17 protein-coding genes and 1 pseudogene are annotated in these 17401 nt (G+C 70.9%); 12 read left to right on the top strand and 6 right to left on the bottom strand.

The features are described from left to right. Window positions 1-329 precede the first annotated feature (329 nt). Complete coding sequence (locus tag ACFW2G_RS31270) at window positions 330-1337, bottom strand: aldo/keto reductase (RefSeq protein WP_384455813.1); 1008 nt, start codon at window positions 1335-1337, stop codon at window positions 330-332. Between the two features lie 667 nt (window positions 1338-2004). Here ACFW2G_RS31270 and ACFW2G_RS31265 point away from each other — a divergent pair. The 3 genes from ACFW2G_RS31265 to ACFW2G_RS31255 all read left to right on the top strand — a co-directional run bounded on the left by ACFW2G_RS31265 (window position 2005) and on the right by ACFW2G_RS31255 (window position 4232). Beyond that, window positions 2005-2982 (top strand): hypothetical protein, encoded by a 978-nt coding sequence (locus tag ACFW2G_RS31265; RefSeq protein WP_384583888.1) that lies wholly within the window; start codon window positions 2005-2007, stop codon window positions 2980-2982. Between the two features lie 227 nt (window positions 2983-3209). Continuing rightward, window positions 3210-3476 carry a hypothetical protein gene (locus ACFW2G_RS31260; RefSeq protein ID WP_384455810.1) on the top strand — a complete coding sequence of 89 codons (267 nt, stop codon included), beginning with the start codon at window positions 3210-3212 and terminating at the stop codon, window positions 3474-3476. Between the two features lie 258 nt (window positions 3477-3734). Next, window positions 3735-4232 carry an HAD domain-containing protein gene (locus tag ACFW2G_RS31255; protein ID WP_384455807.1) on the top strand — a complete coding sequence of 166 codons (498 nt, stop codon included), beginning with the start codon at window positions 3735-3737 and terminating at the stop codon, window positions 4230-4232. A gap of 187 nt (window positions 4233-4419) precedes the next feature. Here the strand turns inward: ACFW2G_RS31255 and ACFW2G_RS31250 are convergent, their stop codons facing one another. Continuing rightward, entirely contained in the window at window positions 4420-5673 is a 1254-nt protein-coding gene (locus tag ACFW2G_RS31250) for a protein-glutamine gamma-glutamyltransferase (protein ID WP_384583885.1), read from the bottom strand. An 847-nt stretch (window positions 5674-6520) separates the two neighbouring features. Here ACFW2G_RS31250 and ACFW2G_RS31245 point away from each other — a divergent pair. Together ACFW2G_RS31245 and ACFW2G_RS31240 are read left to right on the top strand one after the other, a co-directional pair. Next, window positions 6521-6973 (top strand): annotated as a pseudogene (locus ACFW2G_RS31245) (GNAT family N-acetyltransferase); the annotation flags it as partial. Window positions 6974-7128: 155 nt separating this feature from the next. Further along, on the top strand, window positions 7129-7713 hold the full coding sequence (locus ACFW2G_RS31240) for a TerD family protein (RefSeq protein ID WP_037916243.1): 585 nt from the start codon (window positions 7129-7131) through the stop codon (window positions 7711-7713). Between the two features lie 391 nt (window positions 7714-8104). On the opposite strand, the gene ACFW2G_RS31235 is transcribed toward ACFW2G_RS31240, so the two are convergent. The 4 genes from ACFW2G_RS31235 to ACFW2G_RS31220 form a co-directional block, all read right to left on the bottom strand. Continuing rightward, on the bottom strand, window positions 8105-8263 hold the full coding sequence (locus ACFW2G_RS31235; protein ID WP_172671256.1) for a DUF6126 family protein: 159 nt from the start codon (window positions 8261-8263) through the stop codon (window positions 8105-8107). 243 nt (window positions 8264-8506) lie between these two features. Further along, entirely contained in the window at window positions 8507-8680 is a 174-nt protein-coding gene (locus tag ACFW2G_RS31230; protein ID WP_384455800.1) for a hypothetical protein, read from the bottom strand. A gap of 227 nt (window positions 8681-8907) precedes the next feature. Continuing rightward, window positions 8908-9267: a zinc ribbon domain-containing protein YjdM gene (locus ACFW2G_RS31225; RefSeq protein ID WP_384455796.1), complete on the bottom strand. Its 360-nt coding sequence runs from the start codon at window positions 9265-9267 to the stop codon at window positions 8908-8910. Between the two features lie 160 nt (window positions 9268-9427). Next, the gene (locus ACFW2G_RS31220) at window positions 9428-10135 is read right to left on the bottom strand and encodes a substrate-binding domain-containing protein (RefSeq protein ID WP_384583882.1); all 708 of its coding nucleotides are present in this window, start codon (window positions 10133-10135) and stop codon (window positions 9428-9430) included. A gap of 75 nt (window positions 10136-10210) precedes the next feature. On the opposite strand from ACFW2G_RS31220, the gene ACFW2G_RS31215 reads away from it, so the two are divergent. The 7 genes from ACFW2G_RS31215 (at window position 10211) to ACFW2G_RS31185 (ending at window position 17300) form a co-directional block, all read left to right on the top strand. Further along, complete coding sequence (locus ACFW2G_RS31215) at window positions 10211-10978, top strand: IclR family transcriptional regulator (RefSeq protein ID WP_037916232.1); 768 nt, start codon at window positions 10211-10213, stop codon at window positions 10976-10978. A gap of 104 nt (window positions 10979-11082) precedes the next feature. Further along, a complete protein-coding gene (locus ACFW2G_RS31210) occupies window positions 11083-12294 on the top strand; it encodes a 4-hydroxybenzoate 3-monooxygenase (protein ID WP_384455792.1) in 1212 nt (403 codons plus the stop codon). Between the two features lie 23 nt (window positions 12295-12317). Continuing rightward, window positions 12318-13343 carry an amidohydrolase family protein gene (locus ACFW2G_RS31205; RefSeq protein ID WP_384583879.1) on the top strand — a complete coding sequence of 342 codons (1026 nt, stop codon included), beginning with the start codon at window positions 12318-12320 and terminating at the stop codon, window positions 13341-13343. Window positions 13344-13377: 34 nt separating this feature from the next. Next, window positions 13378-14067: a 4-carboxy-4-hydroxy-2-oxoadipate aldolase/oxaloacetate decarboxylase gene (gene ligK, locus ACFW2G_RS31200; RefSeq protein ID WP_384455786.1), complete on the top strand. Its 690-nt coding sequence runs from the start codon at window positions 13378-13380 to the stop codon at window positions 14065-14067. 2 nt (window positions 14068-14069) lie between these two features. After that, entirely contained in the window at window positions 14070-14990 is a 921-nt protein-coding gene (locus ACFW2G_RS31195) for an amidohydrolase family protein (protein ID WP_384583924.1), read from the top strand. Between the two features lie 23 nt (window positions 14991-15013). Continuing rightward, window positions 15014-16324: a protocatechuate 4,5-dioxygenase subunit alpha gene (gene ligA, locus ACFW2G_RS31190; protein WP_384455783.1), complete on the top strand. Its 1311-nt coding sequence runs from the start codon at window positions 15014-15016 to the stop codon at window positions 16322-16324. A 1-nt stretch (window position 16325) separates the two neighbouring features. After that, complete coding sequence (locus ACFW2G_RS31185; RefSeq protein WP_037916210.1) at window positions 16326-17300, top strand: Gfo/Idh/MocA family oxidoreductase; 975 nt, start codon at window positions 16326-16328, stop codon at window positions 17298-17300. Window positions 17301-17401 lie beyond the last annotated feature (101 nt).

The raw sequence follows: 17401 nt of genomic DNA, 5'->3' as shown, positions 1-17401 counted from the left end.
CCTCCGGATCGCTCCGGAGGCGGCCCCTCGGCACGGGAGGTGAACGGGCTCAGCACCCGCAGAGGGCGGATTCCCACTGGTGGGGCGCCTGGGTGTGGGGCTCCTGGGTGTGGGCCCGGACGAGGACCGCCCGCTCAGGCGTCAGGAGTCCGCGCCGGTTCCCGGCCCGCGCGGACCGGGACGACAGGTTCCGCACCCGCGTCCCCTGCCGCGGATCGACGGGCCAGTGGGGCAACCGTGCCGTGCCCGCCGGTCGCCCCGGCGCACCGGGGTGTTCCGCGCTCGGGGGGACAGCGGGGCGGAGGAGTCCTCCCCGGCCCCGCGACGTGTCACACCCTCGACCCGAGGGTGTCGCAGGGGTGGCCCTCGGCCGCCTCCGGTGTGCGGTCGAGGTCGGCGAGGTCCTGGGCCGTCAGGTGCAGGTTCGCCGCCGCGACGTTGGCCCGCAGGTACGTCAGGCGGGTGGTGCCGGGCACGGGGATGACGTGGTCGCCCTGAGCGAGGACCCAGGCGAGCGCCACCTGGGCCGGGGTGGCGCCGTGACGGTCCGCGACCTCGCGCAGGGGGGTGAGGATCCGCTGGTTCGCCGCGCGGGCCCGAGCGGTGAAACGCGGATGACGAGCACGCAGGTCTTCGGACGGGAAACGGGTGTCCGGTGTGATGGTCCCGGTGAGGAATCCGCGCCCCAGGGGCGAGAAGGGGACGAACAGGGCGCCGTTGCGGGCGCACCAGCCGACGATGTCCTCCTCGGGGTCCCGGCCGCCGAGCGCCTGCCGGGACCAGAGCGAGAGCTCGGACTGGACGGCGGCGACGGGGTGGATGCGATGCGCCTGTTCGGCCTGCCGGATGCGGACGTCCGAGAGGCCGAGGCGGGCGATCTTGCCCTCGGCCACCATCGCGGCGAGGACGCCCCAGCTGTCCTCCAGGGGGACGGCCGGGTCGACGCGGTGCAGGTAGCACAGGTCCACGGTGTCGGTACGCAGGCGGCGCAGGCTCGCCTCGACCGCATCGCGCAGGTGCGCCGGCCTGCCGTCGCGGTGCAGGGTCATGGTGGCGAGGTCGTCCACGACCAGGCCGACCTTGGTGGCGAGGAACACCTCGTGCCGCCGGGGGGCGACGGCCCGCCCGATCAGCGTCTCGTTGTGGCCCTCTCCGTACACGCCGGCGGTGTCCAGGAGCGTGGCTCCCAGGTCGACGGCCGCGTTCAGGAGCTCGGCCCAGGCCCGGTCGTCGGAGTGCGGGCGGACGTACATCCAGGGGCTCATACCGGCGCAGCCGAGGCCCACGGCTCCGAGCCGCTGCCCGGTCGGCCGGAAGAGCCTGGTCCTCCGGCTCACCGAACAGCCGTTTCGCGGTGGTGCCACCGACCGACGCGGTGACCGGGCCGAACGGCGCCGCGGACCGGGATCGACGGGTACGGGTGGCGGGCCGGGCCCGGCCCGCCGGCTTCGGCCGAGGTCACTGCACGCACCCCGCCTCGTGCCGTACGGAGACGGTCCGGTCGGCCGCCTGCACGATGGCGGGGCCGTCGGTGGCGCTCAGATCCACACTGCTCTCCAAGGGGAGGGGACGGGGGTCCGGCTGCTCAGCATGCCAGCTGACCGTCCGTCGGGGAGGGCGTCCATCAGCCGATCAATGACCGGACAACGCCCCTTGCCGCGGGAGGCTTTGGCGATGTCCGGGCGTACTCGTGGTCCGAGGGCGGCTCCCGGGCGACACACCCCGGCCACGGGGCGACGAAGGGCCCGGACTCCCCCGCGGTCAGGGTCAGCACCGGGGGCGGGCGCGGCCCGGGCAGGAGCACGGAGGACGGCGGCGCGGGCGAGCGGACCCGCACCCGGACCCGGCCCCACCACACCGCCAGACCGGTGACTTCCCGGCGGTGCCTGGCGGGAAGTCGACAGTCCCCGTCCTAGCGTCCCCGAGCGGGGCGGAATCCGGGACGGCACCCGCCACGCAACGGAAGGACACACGATGGCACGTCGGTTTCGGACACGCGCTCTGTTGTCGACCTTCGTAGGACTGAGCCTCCTCGCGCTGGCCGCGTGCGGCGTCGAGCGCTCCGCCGGCGTCTCGCCCCCCGACGACAGCCGGGTCAGGGCGCCGCGCGAGTTCAGCGGCATCGCCTGGCTCGCCACCGAGCGCAGGTCCACCGGCTCGGGGCGGGAGACGCAGCCACGAGAGGTCTTCCTGGTCTGCCACGACGCGAGGGACAACGACGCCGAACGCGACCTTCCCCGCCTTTCGATCGTGCGGACGCCGGTCGACCCCGACGGCATCTCCGTCGAAGAGCTTCACGTGGCCTTCCCCACCGTGCCGAACGACCTGGAGAGCATCGCCAGACTGCCCGGCCGGGACGAGGCGCTGCTGGTGGAGAGCAACGCCGACGGCGACGACCCCGACCCCACCATCTACCTCGCCCGGTGGGACAAGGACCTCAACGTCGAGATCGCGGGCTCGGTGCCCTGGCCGAAGACACCCGAGCCACTGGTCAACGTCGAGGCGACGGCCGTCGCGACGGTCGGCGGGCGGGACTACTTCGTGTACGCCGAGCGGGCGCAGGGCAGCGACACCACCCGCATCAACATGACCCGCCTGAAGGTCGGCAGGAACGGTGCGATCACGTTCGGCGGGACCTGGACGTCGGTCTCGTTCACCGCACCCGAGCCCCCCGGTGCACGCCCGGCCTCGGGCCTCGACATCGACGCGAAGGGCAATCTCTACCTCTCGTCCGCGTACGACCCCGGTGACCTCGGCCCGTTCGACAGTGCCGTGTACCACGCGGCCACGGTCCGGCGGGGCGGGCCCCTCGGTGCGGAGCTGGTTCCGGTCGCCCCTCCGAGGATGCTGGCCCGGAGCTCGGGGCTCAAGGTCGAGGGCGTCGCGCTGGTGTCCGGCGCCTTCCCGATCTTCATCAGTGACGACGACGAGGACTACGGCGGCCTGCTGCGGCAGCTGCGGGTGACGGAGCCGGAGGGCTGAACCGGCGCCGGACGGCCCGGAGATCACGACCCACCGCGCCTCGACCACCGCTCCTTCGCCGCCGCCAGCCGTGGCCGAAAACGGCCCTCATGGCGGCGGCGCCCGCTCCGGCGACGGATACTGCAGGTCAACAGACCGGCAGCCCAGTGATCCCGAACCGGGAGTGCGTGCGGCCGACCGCTACGGCCGGAGGGACGTGCCGGCTCCCGAGTGCGAAAGGTTCAGGGATGAACACTCTGACCGCTCTGGCGTCGGCGGCTTTCGGCTCCACCGCCTGTCTCACGGCTCTCTCGACGGTGAAATGGCTCGGCCAGCAACCCCAGCGGTTCAAGGTCACGGGCCTGGCCGTAACCGGCGTGATCCTGTGCGCCGTCATCGGGACCATCGCGACCGCGAGCCGGAGCGTGGTGCTCGGCTTCATCGTGGGCGCCGTGCTGACACCGCCCGTCCACCGGCGGATCGTGCAACGACGCGGGTACGCAGCCACCTCCTGACCGCGTCGCCCCTGGAGATCGCCGCCCTGCCGGCAAGAGGCACCGCGCAGGGCCTGCCCGAGGAATGCGGCGAACAGGACTCGATCCCCATGGATCGGACCGGGGAGGGCGCTGCGCGGAAGGTGGAGGCCGTACAGTCCCGAGTGATCGACTTCCGGTCATCGTGGGTCCGCGCCTCAGCGCGGGGCCGGCCGGCACGCCCGTGCCGAGCAGGGTCGACGCGGACGGTGCCTGCCGAGGGCGAGAGGAGGCAGGGACGTGAGTGAGCGCAGCGAACGCCCGCTGCTGTTCCTGGACGTCGACGGACCTCTCCTGCCGTTCGGCGGCGGCCCGCGGGGCGCTCTGTCGGGCACCGCGACCGATGCGTTCCTGACGCGGCTCGACCCGAGCATCGGGCCTCGCCTCGCTGCACTGCCGTGCGAGCTGGTCTGGGCCACCACCTGGGAGGAAGCGGCGAACACCGACATGGCACCCGAACTCGGCCTGCCACCCCTGCCGGTCGTGCGCTGGCCGGAGACCTCCGACGCGCAGGAACGCGAGGACAAGTGGTTCGGCCTCCACTGGAAGACCCGAACCCTGGTCTCGTGGGCGGACGGACGCCCGTTCGCCTGGGTTGACGACGAGATCACCGATGCCGATCGGGACTGGGTGTCCGCCCGCCACCGCGCCCCGGCCCTCCTCCACCGCGTCGCGTCGTCCCGCGGCCTCACAGGCGAAGACTTCACGGTCCTCGACCGATGGCTGCGGGCCGCGTGAGACTGCCCCGCAGTGGCCCACGGGAAGCGACGGGGGCGGGGCCCCATGAGCTTCATGGCGGCCCCGCAGCGCAGCCCCCCGCCTCCGGAGTCGGCGTGGCTCTCTCCGCGCGCCGGACGCATCCCCTTGGAGTGGTGTCACCGGCAACGGAGGCAACGGCAGACCTTCGACGAACGGGGGCCAGCCCCTACGGCCAGCCCTGCTTCACCTGGGCGGGTGCGGTGTTCCAGTGCTTGGGTATGAAGGTGATGACGTAGGTTCCGCGGTCGAAGTCGGCGTATCCGGAGGACCAGCTGCGGAACTTGCTCTCGTACACCTTCATGGGCCCCATGCCGCCTTCGGGCGAGTGATAGTGGTTCGCATGGGTCCATATGGTCTGGTCAGGGTGTGCTTCCTTCTGCTCCCCGAACCAGCCGTAGTCGAAGTTGACGTAGCTCTCACCCGGCCCGGCGGGGCTGCGTGAGGTGTTCCTGTCCTTCGACATGTCGACGAGGCCCGTGTTCCGGTCGGGGCGGAACGCATCGGGGTCGCCGTACTTCCGCTTGTCCGAGGAACTCCTGGGGTCCTGCCCGCTCCAGAAGTGCTTCGAGTAGATGACCGCCTTCATCCTGGACGGGTCGTGGTTGCCCCCGTTCCAGTCCTTGAAGGACGGGGTGTTCCGCAGGGCCGCGTAGAAGTTCGAACGGCTGCCTTCGGCGGCGAGAGCGTCGCCGTTCTTGGTGAGCTCTGCCTTGAGGTTGCTCAGATACGTGCTCTCGTCATGCGCGGTTTCCAGAGACCGGTTGATGACGGATGCCACTTCTCGGGCCCGGTTGAAGCCCTTCGTCTCGTCGAAGCTCTGCTTGGCGACGCGCCCCTCGAACTCGGCCCGCGTCTCGCCCGGCCGGGGGCTGGTGTTCTCCAGGGCGCGCCGATGCTTCTCCTCGTCGAAGGACGCGAAGGCCAGTCTGTTCGTCGGGTAGAAGCCCGAATTGACCCAGGTGACACCCACGCACCCGTAGGAGAGCTGCTCCCGCTGCCGTTCGGTCATCTGCTGCACTCGCCCGTCGCGGTGGCTGTAGGACTGCTGCCACTTGCGTATGTAATTGCTGATGCCGGTCGTGGCCCTGCCTCCGTAGGCCCGGTACGCGTCGGGCATGCGGTCCAGCGGCTCGGCGGGCGGCGTCACCCTGGCGCCGGCCGCGGCCGAGGACCTGAGGGACTCGGTGGCGCTCGGCAGGTCCCCGCCGGGGGTCTTGTCCGGCCGGCCGATGTCCATGGCCGCTTCGTTCAGCGCGTTGATGAGTCGGACGTCATCGGCTGTCAGGCCGTGCCGGTCGGCATAGGAGCCCTTCACGTCGCCGGGAGTGCCGGCTGCCTGACTGACGGACGGCGCGAGCCCGGCGGTGCACAGCACGATGCCCACCGTGGTGAGGGCGAGGAACCCTGAACGTTTGTACATGAAATCCTGAGTTTCCCTTTGTTGAAAAGCGGAATGAGAGAACGGCTGGTGTCTGCGCAGCAGGAGTAACGGACTGACCGAGCCGGCCCGCTCCCCGTTCCCTCATTTCTCCGCTGCGTCCGGGAGCGACCAAGAGACCGACACCGGCCGGGGTTTCACCGGCCCTGCGCCCATTTCGGAATGGACGGTCAGTTCGTGCGAGAAGTGATCCTGTCCCGGCGCCGATTCCTCGACAACACTGCGGCTCCACATTCGGCCAGCTGCCCGGTGGGGTGGTATTCGGTCATGCGGGTCGGGCTCTGCCCCGAGTCGGTACGCCCGCCGGCGGCGTTCTTCCGTCCCCCCGCACGAGCCGTGGCGCGCCCGGAGTCGGCCGCCCCGAAAGCCCCGCGCAAAGGCCTGGGGCGGCGCCGTCAACCGCGACGGGGAATGCCGGGCGGCAGCCGCGATACCGGCACGGGCGCTCCGGCCGACGTGTGTGGAACTCCGGAATGAGGTGGCTCTGCCCTTCGGATTGACCGCACGGTCTTCGCCACTCTCCCTTTCCAACCTCGGTCGGCTCACTGCCGGCCCGGCTCCGTCACGAGCCGTCGCCTTCCTCAGAACGGCCGGTAAAGCCCTCTCCAAGTCCCACGGCAGATACGCACGATCCTGGAAATGGTTGAATCCGACTCGACCGAAGGGTCGGCTCTTCCGTTTCCCCGGGCAGGTGACCGAGTATCAGAAGACCGATCGCGCCGGGATCTCCGCGACGTACTCGTGACCTCACGGCCCGCTCCACGCCGGTCCGCACGCCGCCGAGAATCCGGATGCGGGACGCATCGTGCGTCTGCGAGCATGCGTCGCCGTGGAGATCAACAATGTTGTCGTCCGCCGTGCGGTCGACTCCGATGCCGCCGCGGTGGCCGAGGTGTGGCTGCGCTCCTTCACGGCGGCGCTTCCGAGCGTGCGCCGGGCGCATACGGACGACGAGGTCCGGGCCTGGTTCCGGGAGGTGGTCGTGCCCGGACAGGAGACCTGGGTGGCGACGGTCGCATGCTCGGTCGTCGGGATGATGGTGCTGGAAGGTGGGGCTCTGGAGCAGCTCTACCTCGATCCGGCCTGGCAGGGACAGGGGATCGGAGGACGCCTGGTGGACCTGGCCAAGCAGCGTCGTCCAGCCGGTCTGACGCTATGGACGTTCCGGGTCAACGCGTCGGCGCGGCGCTTCTACGAGCGGCGCGGCTTCGCCGCGGGCGAGTGCACCGACGGTCACCGCAACGAGGAACGCGAGCCGGACATCCGGTACGTGTGGCGCCCGGACGAAGACGGACGCTCACCTGGACAGGGGCGCCGTCGAACCCGTCGGGCGACTGCGCGCCGCATGGCCGCAGAACCGGGACCAGGTGGAGGTGATAACGAGGCACAAGGCACACTTCACGTGTAACAGCCCCTCGACCGACAAGAGGATCGAGCATGATCACGCTCAAGAAGGAAGACGGCCCGGCGGATCTGGACGGGGTGACCCATCTGTCCATCGGAGTGTCCTGGGACCCCACCGTCGGCAGTAGCGGCGGGCTGCTGGGGAAGATCCGTCAGAAGACCGGCACGGACCTCGACCTCATTGCCATCGCCATGTCGGGTGCCGAGCCGGTGCGACTGGCCGGGCTTGACTCCCTGGACCCGCTGGGCAACGGCTCGTTGGTGCACAGCGGAGACAACCAGACCGGGCACGGCGACGGCGATGACGAGACGGTGACCGTCGCGCTCGACCAGGTACCGTCCAACATCACCTCCATCGTGTTCATCGCCGCCGCGTACAAGAAGCGCAGCGCCTTCCAGAACGCCCGGAACATCAGCTTCAAGGTGTACGACGCGACGGGCGGCAGCACCCAGCAGGTCGCCGACATCTGGCCGAGCCTGCTCACCACCGACAACGGGTGCGCCGTGGCCAAGGCGACCAGGGACGGCGCGGGCTGGAAACTCCAGGTGATCAATGAGACCGGGAAGATCAAGCAGGGGGACGAGCACGCCCTGATGCGCTTCGCCATGAGCAAGTAGCGGAGGTCCTGTCAGCGCGGCCTCACTGTGACAGCGGCACCGCGGCACCGCGGCCGTCGGCGGAACCGTTGTCGCAGGAGGTTCGCGCTCAGGCCGTGCCGTCCCGGTGCAGACCGGCTCTGGCTCAGGCCCGGCACGGGCCCGGCCTTCCACGGCTCTCGGCCGCACGGGCCCCTGCCAGGCTCTTGACAGGGGCTCCGTGCTGCCCGAAGCCATACGTCGCTCCACGTCTGCAGAGCTTCGCATGCTGTCCGAACCCGTGGGCAGGTGCCGTCAGGGGCTGCCGTCAGGGGCTTTCACCCGTAACGCGGACCGGTACCTCCTCGACGGACGCGTCCGGGCCGGAGGCCTGGGGACGGCAGGGCCGCATCGCTGTCGGACGGCGGTGGTCTCACTTCGGGGCGTGCTCGCCCAGGTAGAAGAGCAGCCAGATGAACCCGGCGAACACGTGCGTGCCGAAGATGTAGAAGAAGGCGCGCAGCGCGACGCCCTGCTCTTTCCACTTCTCCTGGTCCGCCGCAGGCTTCGCCCGGGGGTCATCGTCCGTCATCGTGTGGGTTCCTTCCTGGTGTACGGCGCCCGGAGCGGGTGCGCGGGCACCCCGCACGGAGCAGCGGCGCCCTCCGGGCCGAAGAGGGCCGGCGGCTGTTCGGTGCGCCCACGAGCGGCCCGTACCGAGCGCGGCAGCAGCGGCACCGTCCCACCGCGCTCGCACACCGGTCCCGTCGCCGCACACCCGCGGGGATGCCGCGCCCCCAGCGCGGCACAGCACGCGCCGGTGACGCGGTCCGGTTCACCGGCTGCCGCCGTCCTCGGCCACGTCGTGATCGCGAGCCATGCGCAGCGCGTCCTCGAGCTCGTCCTCGGCCAGCGCCTCCTCGAAGGCATCGCCGTCCTGCTTCGCAGCCCGGAGACGGGCCCGCGCCGTGCGGACCCGCTCCTGCACGGCTTCCTCGAACCCGGCCACGCTCCCGCCCCCACCCTCCGGATCAAGACCTTGCGAATTGCATAACTCTGCAAGTCTAGCGCCTGCCGGCCCGCCGGGAAGCGCAGGGTGAGCCTGGTCAGCAGATCCGATGGACCCGCCGACGGGCCGACTGCCACCGGGTCCCGACCGCGGCCGACCCTCCCACAGCGACCGGGGCGTCCGCCCGAGCCGCCCCGAGCCCGTGCGAGCACTCCGCAGGCAAGGGGTCAGGCCTTCTTGACCACACTCGACTTGAGCTGCATGGCGCCGAAGCCGTCGATCCTGCAGTCGATGTCATGGCCGTCCACCCCGTCGACCAGGCGGATGTTGCGCACCTTGGTGCCCGCCTTGATCCCCGACGGGCTGCCCTTGACCTTGAGCGCCTTGACGACCGTCACGGCATCGCCGTCGCTCAGCACGTTCCCGACGGAGTCCCGGACCACGCGAACCCCGGAGGCGCTTGCGTCATCCGCCCCCGCCGCGGCGGGAACCCACTCGTGGGCGCACTCCGGGCAGACCATCAGAGCGTTCATCTCATAGGTGTACTCACTGGAGCACCTCGGGCACGGGGGCAGGCTCGCCGTCATCTGTTCTGTCCTAGCTCGGTGCGAACGCACGCGGGCCCCTGGAGGCGCCGGCGCGATGGGCGGATCAGGATATCCGAATTGCAGACTTCTGCAATTCGCCACATCCAGAGTGGCTCGGGGCGTCCGACCGGTTCATCGGAGGCCTGCCGGACCCCGCAGCTCATCCGGCGGAGCTGTCCCCCCAGGCCCGCATGCCCCTGGCCCGGGCGGCCCTGGATCCCGTCCCGGAAGCGAAGAGGTCGAGGACTTCCAGAGCGAGGTCCGGCCGGGCGGCTGAGGCCAGTACCCCTCCACCGAAGGTCGATTTGATGCTGGTGTCACCGGGCAGCGGTCCGGCGATGACGACGTCCGGCAGGTCCATCAGCTCGCTGAGCTGCTGAAACGCCAGGTCGGCCCGGCCCGAGGACAGCAGGCTACCGACGGGCACGCCCGGAGGTGCCTGGACGAACCGGCCTGCGAGCGTGTCGGCGAGACCCAGCCGGCCGATCAGAGCGATCAGGGCCGTCCCACTGGGACCGGTGGAGTAGGCGATCTTCTTCGCGGACCGCAGAACGGCCCGCAGGTCGGATTCCGAGTCGAGCTCCGGAACGGGTGAGCCCTCCGGCACGGCGGCGACGACCTGGGAGATCCACAGCGGTCGCGCCGTGCCGGCCAGGAGGTACCCCTCCTTCTCCAGCACGGCCAGCGCTCCGTCGGCGAGCACGAGCAGATCGGCCTCGGCGCCCTCGCGCACCCGCCGTGCGATCTCGACCCCGCCGGCGGCCTCGAAGCACACGGGAAGCCCGTGCACGAGCCGGATGTGCTCGGTCAGCTCGGCCAGCAGCGGCCGCGTCGCCATCGAGGACAGCCCGGAGATCACTCCGTTCACGTCACCTCCCTGTGTCCGGCAGATGGTACGGCGCTCGGCGCGGGCCGCTCAACGCCGGTTTGCGAGACTGACCGCGTGAGCGCACCCCGGAGCACAGCAGCTGGCAAAGTCCTCGACGTCCTCGCGGCCTTCGACCGCGAGCACCCGTCGCAGACCCTGTCGGAGATCGCCCAGCGCACCGGCCTGGCCCTGAGCACGGCGCACCGGGTGGTCGCCGAGCTGGCGGGGTGGGGGGCGCTGGAGCGCGGGGAGGACGGCTCCTGGCACGTCGGGCTGAGGCTGTGGGAGATCGCCTCGGGATGCCCGCGCACCCAGATCCTGCGCGATGTGGCGCTGCCGTTCATGCAGGACCTCTACGAGGCGACGCACGAGAACGTCCAACTCGCGGTACGTGAGGGCACGGAGCTCGTCTTCATCGAGCGGATCGCCGGGCACCGCTCGGTGGAGCTGCTGACCATGGTGGGAACCCGTTTCCCGATCGGCTCCACCGGGATGGGGCGGGTGCTGCTGGCCCATGCGCCGCCGGACATCCAGGAGGAGGTCCTCGCAGCGCCGCTGCGGGCCTGGACCCCGCACACCGTCACCGACCCGAAGACGCTGCGGGCGCAGTTGGACCGCATCCGCCGCGAACAGGTCTTCGTCAGCGACCGGCAGCTCTCGCAGAGCACGGTCGCGGTGGCCGCTCCCGTACGGATCGGCCGCAACGGGCCGGTCTCCGCCACGTTGGGAATCGTGTTCACGGCCCGCGGAGCGAGCCGCGCGCGGGGACTGCGGGACCCGCTCCTGCGGGCCGCGTACGCAATCTCCGACGAACTGGGCCGGCGTACCCGCCGCTCTGCCTGATGTCTCTGCGCGCTTCCGCCTGACGGAAGGGCCGGAGACGGACCGACGCCCCGGGTGTCACCGTTCGACGTGTTCGCAAGGATCACAGTCGCTCAGGAGATGTCATGGCCGACGCCGTCGTCGATACCGTTGCCTCGGTTCCCGTCGCAGTCATCGGCGCCGGCCCGGCCGGCCTGATGCTGGCGCACCGGCTGGGCCGCGCCGGAGTCGACACGATCGTGGTCGACACCCGTACCCGGCGCGAGATCGAGGCGACTCAGCGGGCCGGGATCCTGGAGGCCGATGCGGCCCGGGACCTCGTGGAGACCGGCGTCTGCGACCGGATCCTGCGCGAGGGACGCGAACACGAAGGCATCGAGGTGCGGTTCGGCGGCCGGGCGCACCGGATCGACTTCAAGGCGCTGGTCGGCGAGTCCGTCTGGCTCTACCCGCAGACCGACGTGTTCATCGACCTGGCCGACGCACGGCAACGCGACGGCGGCACGGTCCACTTCGGTGTCTCCGACACCGAGGCGCTCGACATCACGACCACCGCTCCGCGCGTCCGGTACACCGCCGCCGACGGATCCCGGCACGAGATCCGTGCGCGGTACGTGGTCGGCGCGGACGGATCGCGCAGCATGTGCCGCGACCTCGTGCCCGCAGACCGGCGGGTGCGGTACGGCAAGGAGTACCCCTTCGCCTGGTTCGGCATCATGGCCCAGGCGCCGGCGAGCGCGCCGGAGCTCGTCTACGCCCACTCCGAGCACGGCTTCGCACTGATCAGCCAGCGGACCGAGACCGTGCAGCGGATGTACTTCCAGTGCTCGCCCGACGAATCCGTCGACGCCTGGCCGCAGGACCGTATCTGGGAGACGCTCCAGGCCCGAGTGGCCGGCGAGGACGGTTTCCGGCTCAAGGAGGGGCCGGTCCTGGAGAAGACGGTACTGCGGTTCCGCTCGTTCGTGCAGGAGCCGATGCGCTGGGGGTCCATGGCGCTCGCCGGTGATGCCGCCCACACCGTGCCGCCGACCGGCGCCCGCGGGCTCAACCTCGCGCTGCACGACGTCAAGGTGCTGGCGGAGGTGCTCCTGCGGGCGCTCGGACCGGCGGGCGTGGGCGCGCTCGACGCCTACCAGCCCCGTGCGCTGCAACGGCTGTGGCGGGCGCAGAACTTCTCCTCCTGGATGACCCGGCTGCTGCACACCCCGCCGGGCGGCTCGGGGTTCGACCTGCGGCGCCAGTCGGGCGAGTTGGACAACGTGCTGGGCACCCGCGCCGGCCGCACCTATCTCGCCGAGCAGTACACCGGCTGGCCCGTCCGTTCCCGCGGCTGACCCCGACGACCCCAGGAGACCTGATGATCATCGACTGCCACGGCCACTTCACCACGGCTCCGCCCCCGTTGGCACGGTGGCGGGACCGGCAGGTGGCGGCGGTCGGCTCCCCCTCGGACGCGCCGGACCCCGACGACCTGCTCATCACCGACGAGAACCTGCGGGAGGCGATCGAGGGCCATCAGCTGCGCCTCATGAATGAGCGCGGCATCGACCTGACCATCTTCTCCCCGCGGGCCAGCTTCATGGCCCACCACATCGGCGACTTCCAGGTCTCCGCGACGTGGGCACGGATCTGCAACGACCTCGTCCACCGCGTGAGCACGCTCTATCCCGACCGCTTCGCGATGGGAGCGATGCTGCCGCAGTCCCCCGGAGCCGCCCCGTCGACCTGCCTGCCCGAGCTGCGCCGCGCGGTGGAGGAGCTCGGCGCGGTGACCGTCAACCTCAACCCGGATCCGTCGGGCGGCAAGTGGACCGCACCGCCCCTGACGGACCGCAGCTGGTACCCGCTCTACGAGGCGATGGCCGAGTACGACATCCCCGCGATGATCCACGTCAGCACCTCGTGCAATCCCGCCTTCCACACCACCGGCGCGCACTACCTGAACGCGGACACCACGGCGTTCATGCAGCTTGTCCAGGGCGACCTGTTCGCCGACTTCCCGACCCTCCGGTTCGTCATCCCGCACGGCGGCGGAGCCGTCCCGTACCACTGGGGGCGGTTCCGCGGCCTGGCGTCGGCGCTCGGCAGACCTGATCCGGAGGCGCTGTTCGACAACGTCTTCTTCGACACCTGCGTCTACCACCAGCCCGGCATCGACCTGCTGACCAGGGTGGTCCACAGCCGGTCCGTCCTCTTCGCGAGCGAAATGATCGGCGCGGTCCGCGACATCGACCCGCGCACCGGTCACCACTTCGACGACACCAAGCGGTACGTCGACGCCACCCCGTACCTCTCGGACGAGGAACGCGCGGCCGTCTACTCCGGCAATGCCCTGCGCGTCCATCCCCGCCTCGCCGCCCGCCTCGCCGCGGCCGAACGCTGACCCCCGCGACCGTCGACCCCCAGGAGGAGCACCCATGCAACACACCGAGACCGGCGTCGTCCACACGAAGATCGACCGGGCCGGTCCGGAGACGGTCGCCGCCCTGTCCGTGTTCGGCGTCGCGACCCTCCATGAGGCGATGGGCCGGGTCGGCCTGATGCGCCCCTACCTGCGCCCGGTCTACCCGACGGCCCGGATGTGCGGCACGGCCGTGACCGTGCTGCTCCAGCCCGGCGACAACTGGATGCTGCACGTCGCCGCCGAGCAGGTCCAGGACGGGGACGTGGTGGTGGCCGCCTGCACGGCCGAGAGCGAGGACGGCTTCTTCGGCGAGCTGCTCGCCACCTCCTTCCGCGCACGAGGCTGCCGGGGGCTGGTCATCGACGGCGGCGTACGGGACACGGCCGACCTGGAGGACATGGACTTCCCCGTCTTCTCCCGGGCGGTCCACGCCAAGGGCACGGTCAAGGCCACACTCGGCTCGGTCAACGTCCCGGTCGTCTGCGCCAACGCCCTCGTCCGGCCCGGCGATGTCGTCGCGGCCGACCGCGACGGCGTGGTGGTGGTGCCGCGCGAGCGAGCCGCCGCGGTCGCCGAGGCGGCGGCGCGGCGGGAGGCCGACGAGGAGACCAAGCGCGCCCGGTTCCGCAAGGGCGCCCTCGGCCTGGACGTGTACGGCATGCGCGGCCCGCTGGCCGAGCTCGGGCTGCGCTACGAGGACTGATGATGACGCCGAGCTTCGAGAAGACCCCCGGATGGCTCGACTGGTACGCCGATCCGAGCCGTCCCCGCTTCCGGCTGCCCGAGGGTGCCGTCGACGCGCACTGCCACGTCTTCGGGCCGGGCGCCGAGTTCCCGTATGCGCCCGAGCGGAAGTACACCCCGTGCGACGCGTCGAAGGACCGGCTCTTCGCGCTCCGCGACCACCTCGGCTTCGCCCGAAGCGTCGTGGTCCAGGCGACCTGCCACGGCGCCGACAACCGGGCGATGGTCGACGCGCTGCGGGCTTCGGGGGGAACGGCCCGGGGAGTGGCGACGGTGCGGCCCGACGTCGGCGACGAGGAGCTGCGCGAGTTGCACGAGGCGGGGACGCGCGGCGTGCGGTTCAACTTCGTCAAGCGGCTCGTCGACGCGGCGCCGCGGCAGGACCTCATGGACCTCGTCGGACGGATCGCACCGTACGGGTGGCACGTCGTCGTCTACTTCGAGGCCGCCGACCTCGCCGTCCTGCGCGACTTCTTCCTGTCCGTACCGGTGCCGCTGGTCATCGACCACATGGGCCGGCCCGACGTCTCCCAGGACCCGGACGGCCCCGAGTTCGAGGCGTTCCTCGACTTCATGCGGGCCCGGCCCGACATCTGGTGCAAGGTCACCTGCCCGGAGCGGCTCACGGTGAGCGGCCCGCCGGCCCTCGATGGCGAGCCCGAGGCGTACCGCGACGTCGTCCCGTTCGCCCGGCGCGTGGTCGGGGAGTTCCCCGACCGGGTGTTGTGGGGCACGGACTGGCCGCACCCGAACCTCGTCTCCCACATGCCCGACGACGGTCTGCTCGTCGACTTCATCCCGCACATCGCACCGACGCCGGACCTGCAGTGGAGGCTCCTCGTCGACAACCCGATGCGCCTGTACTGGCCGGACGCCGGCTGATTCGCCCACGGCCGGAGGCCGCCATGTCACTGGACAAGACCTACAAGCTGGTGCCGGGCACCACGATCTTCGACACCGAGCAGTCCGCCAAGGGCTACCACCTCAACCAGTTCTGCATGTCCCTGATGACCGCGGAGAACCGCGCGCTGTACCTCGCCGACGAACGCGCCTACCTGGACGCGTGGCCGCTGCGGGAGGAACAGAAGCGGGCGCTGCTCGACCGCGACCTCAACGCCGCCATGAACGAGGGCGGAAACATCTACTTTCTCGCCAAGTGGGGCGCCACGCTGGGGCTTTCGTTCCAGCAGATGGCCGGTTCGATGACCGGTATGACCGAGGAGGAGTATCGCGGCATGATGGTCGGCGGCGGCCGCTCCGTCGAGGGAAACCGCATAGACCACGCCGTCCTGGAGGCGGCGCACGCCGCACAGTCGCCCCCCGCCGGGCACGCCGTCGTCACCGGCGCGGTCTTCACCTCCCACGTGCCGGCCATCGGCGCGGCGATGGACCACGGCAAGACCGAAGAGGCTTACTGGAAGCCGGTCTTCGAGGGATACGCGTTCTCCAGGGAGTGGGAGCGGGAGAACCTGCCCGATGTGATCTTCCTGGTCTACAACGACCACGCGTCCGCGTTCGATCTGACGTTGATCCCGACGTTCGTACTCGGCACCGGCGCGGCCTTCGCCACCGCCGACGAGGGGTACGGGCCCCGCCCCGTCCCTGGCATCGAGGGCGACCCCGACCTGGCCGCACACATCGCGCACTCGCTCGTCAGGGACGACTTCGACCTCACGCTCGCCAACGAGCTGAGCGTCGACCACGGCCTGACGGTGCCGCTGTCGCTGATGTTCGGGGACGTCGAGAAGTGGCCGTGCAGGGTCATCCCGTTCCACGTCAACGTGGTGCAGTACCCGGTGCCCTCGGGCGGCCGGTGCTTCCGGCTCGGCCAGGCCCTGCGCAAGGCGATCGAGTCGTACGACCGACCGCTGAAGGTCCAGGTCTGGGGCACCGGCGGCATGAGCCACCAGCTCCAGGGCCCGCGCGCAGGCCTGATCAACCGGGAGTGGGACAACGCCTTCCTCGACCGGCTGATCGCCGACCCGGCCGGCCTGGCACAGGTCCCGCACCTGGAGTACGTCGAGGAAGCCGGCTCGGAGGGCATCGAGCTGGTCATGTGGCTGATCGCCCGCGGGGCGATGAGCGACGTGGACGGGACCGGGCGGGTCGACGTCAAACACCGCTTCTACCACGTGCCGGCGTCCAACACGGCCGTCGGCCATCTGATCCTCGACAACCACCCCCGGGCCCAAGAGCCCGCGGAAGGAGTGAACTGACATGACCGACGACCGAACCCTCAGGATCGCCCTGGCCGGCGGCGGCGCCTTCGGTGCCAAGCATGCGGCCGCCCTCCGGCGCATCGAGGGGGTCGAGGTGACCGCCGTCGTGAGCAGCAGCCTGGAACGGGCGCAGAAGTTCGCCGCGGAGCAAGGGGTGAGCCGCGCCGCCGCCTCCCTTGACGAGGTGCTGACGATGGACGACATCGACGCCGTCGTCCTCGCCACCCCCACACAGCTGCACGCCGGGCAGACGCTGGCCTGCCTCGAAGCGGGCAAGCACGTCCAGGTCGAGATCCCGCTCGCCGACTCGCTCGCCGACGCCGAGGCGTGCCTGGCGGCGCAGCGGCGCACGGGGCTCGTCGCGATGGTGGGCCACACCCGCCGCTTCAACCCCAGCCACCAGTGGGTGCGCCGGCGGATCGACGCGGGCGAGTTCGCGGTCCAGCAGATGGACGTGCAAACGTACTTCTTCCGCCGGGAGAACCTCAACGCGTTGGGCGAGCCGCGCTCCTGGACCGACCACCTGCTGTGGCACCACGCCGCGCACACCGTCGATCTCTTCGCCTACCAGACCGGCTCACCGATCGTGCAGGCCCATGCCCTTCAGGGTCCCGTGCACCCCGCGCTGGGCATCGCGATGGACATGTCGGTCCAGCTGCGCGCGGCGAACGGTGCCCTCTGCACCCTGTCGCTGTCGTTCAACAACGACGGTCCGCTCGGTACCTCCTTCCGCTACATCGGCGACACCGGGACCTACCTGGCTCGCTACGACGACCTCGTCACCGGACGGGACGAGCCGATCGACGTCAGCCGCGTCGACGTGTCGACAGATGGGATCGAGCTCCAGGACCGCGAGTTCGTCGCCGCCATCCGCGGTGGCCGCGAACCGAACTCCTCCATCGCCCAGGTCATGCCCTGCTACCGGACGCTGGCGGCCCTGGAGGAGCAGCTCACCGCCGCGTCGGCCCCGTAGGCGCGGCGCCGCCGGCGGGAGAACCGGGCCGGTCGCCGCGCAGGATCGGACCGGCATCCACGAGAACGAGCTGACGGTGCCGGCCACCACGTGTGCGTGGT

Source organism: Streptomyces sp. NPDC058880, assembly GCF_042742535.1.
Lineage (GTDB): Bacteria > Actinomycetota > Actinomycetes > Streptomycetales > Streptomycetaceae > Streptomyces.
Note: the sequence above shows the minus strand (reverse complement) of the source record. Positions and strands in the feature narration are given on the sequence as shown.

What these genes read in the sequence shown, in the direction of transcription:
- ACFW2G_RS31250 (WP_384583885.1), bottom strand. Translation starts at nt 5,673, where the DNA reads ATGTACAAACGTTCAGGGTTCCTCGCCCTCACCACGGTGGGCATCGTG.
- ACFW2G_RS31185 (WP_037916210.1), top strand. Translation starts at nt 16,326, where the DNA reads ATGACCGACGACCGAACCCTCAGGATCGCCCTGGCCGGCGGCGGCGCC.
- ACFW2G_RS31205 (WP_384583879.1), top strand. Translation starts at nt 12,318, where the DNA reads ATGATCATCGACTGCCACGGCCACTTCACCACGGCTCCGCCCCCGTTG.
- ACFW2G_RS31260 (WP_384455810.1), top strand. Translation starts at nt 3,210, where the DNA reads ATGAACACTCTGACCGCTCTGGCGTCGGCGGCTTTCGGCTCCACCGCC.
- ligA (WP_384455783.1), top strand. Translation starts at nt 15,014, where the DNA reads ATGTCACTGGACAAGACCTACAAGCTGGTGCCGGGCACCACGATCTTC.
- ACFW2G_RS31225 (WP_384455796.1), bottom strand. Translation starts at nt 9,267, where the DNA reads ATGACGGCGAGCCTGCCCCCGTGCCCGAGGTGCTCCAGTGAGTACACC.
- ACFW2G_RS31235 (WP_172671256.1), bottom strand. Translation starts at nt 8,263, where the DNA reads ATGACGGACGATGACCCCCGGGCGAAGCCTGCGGCGGACCAGGAGAAG.
- ligK (WP_384455786.1), top strand. Translation starts at nt 13,378, where the DNA reads ATGCAACACACCGAGACCGGCGTCGTCCACACGAAGATCGACCGGGCC.
- ACFW2G_RS31195 (WP_384583924.1), top strand. Translation starts at nt 14,070, where the DNA reads ATGACGCCGAGCTTCGAGAAGACCCCCGGATGGCTCGACTGGTACGCC.
- ACFW2G_RS31210 (WP_384455792.1), top strand. Translation starts at nt 11,083, where the DNA reads ATGGCCGACGCCGTCGTCGATACCGTTGCCTCGGTTCCCGTCGCAGTC.
- ACFW2G_RS31240 (WP_037916243.1), top strand. Translation starts at nt 7,129, where the DNA reads ATGATCACGCTCAAGAAGGAAGACGGCCCGGCGGATCTGGACGGGGTG.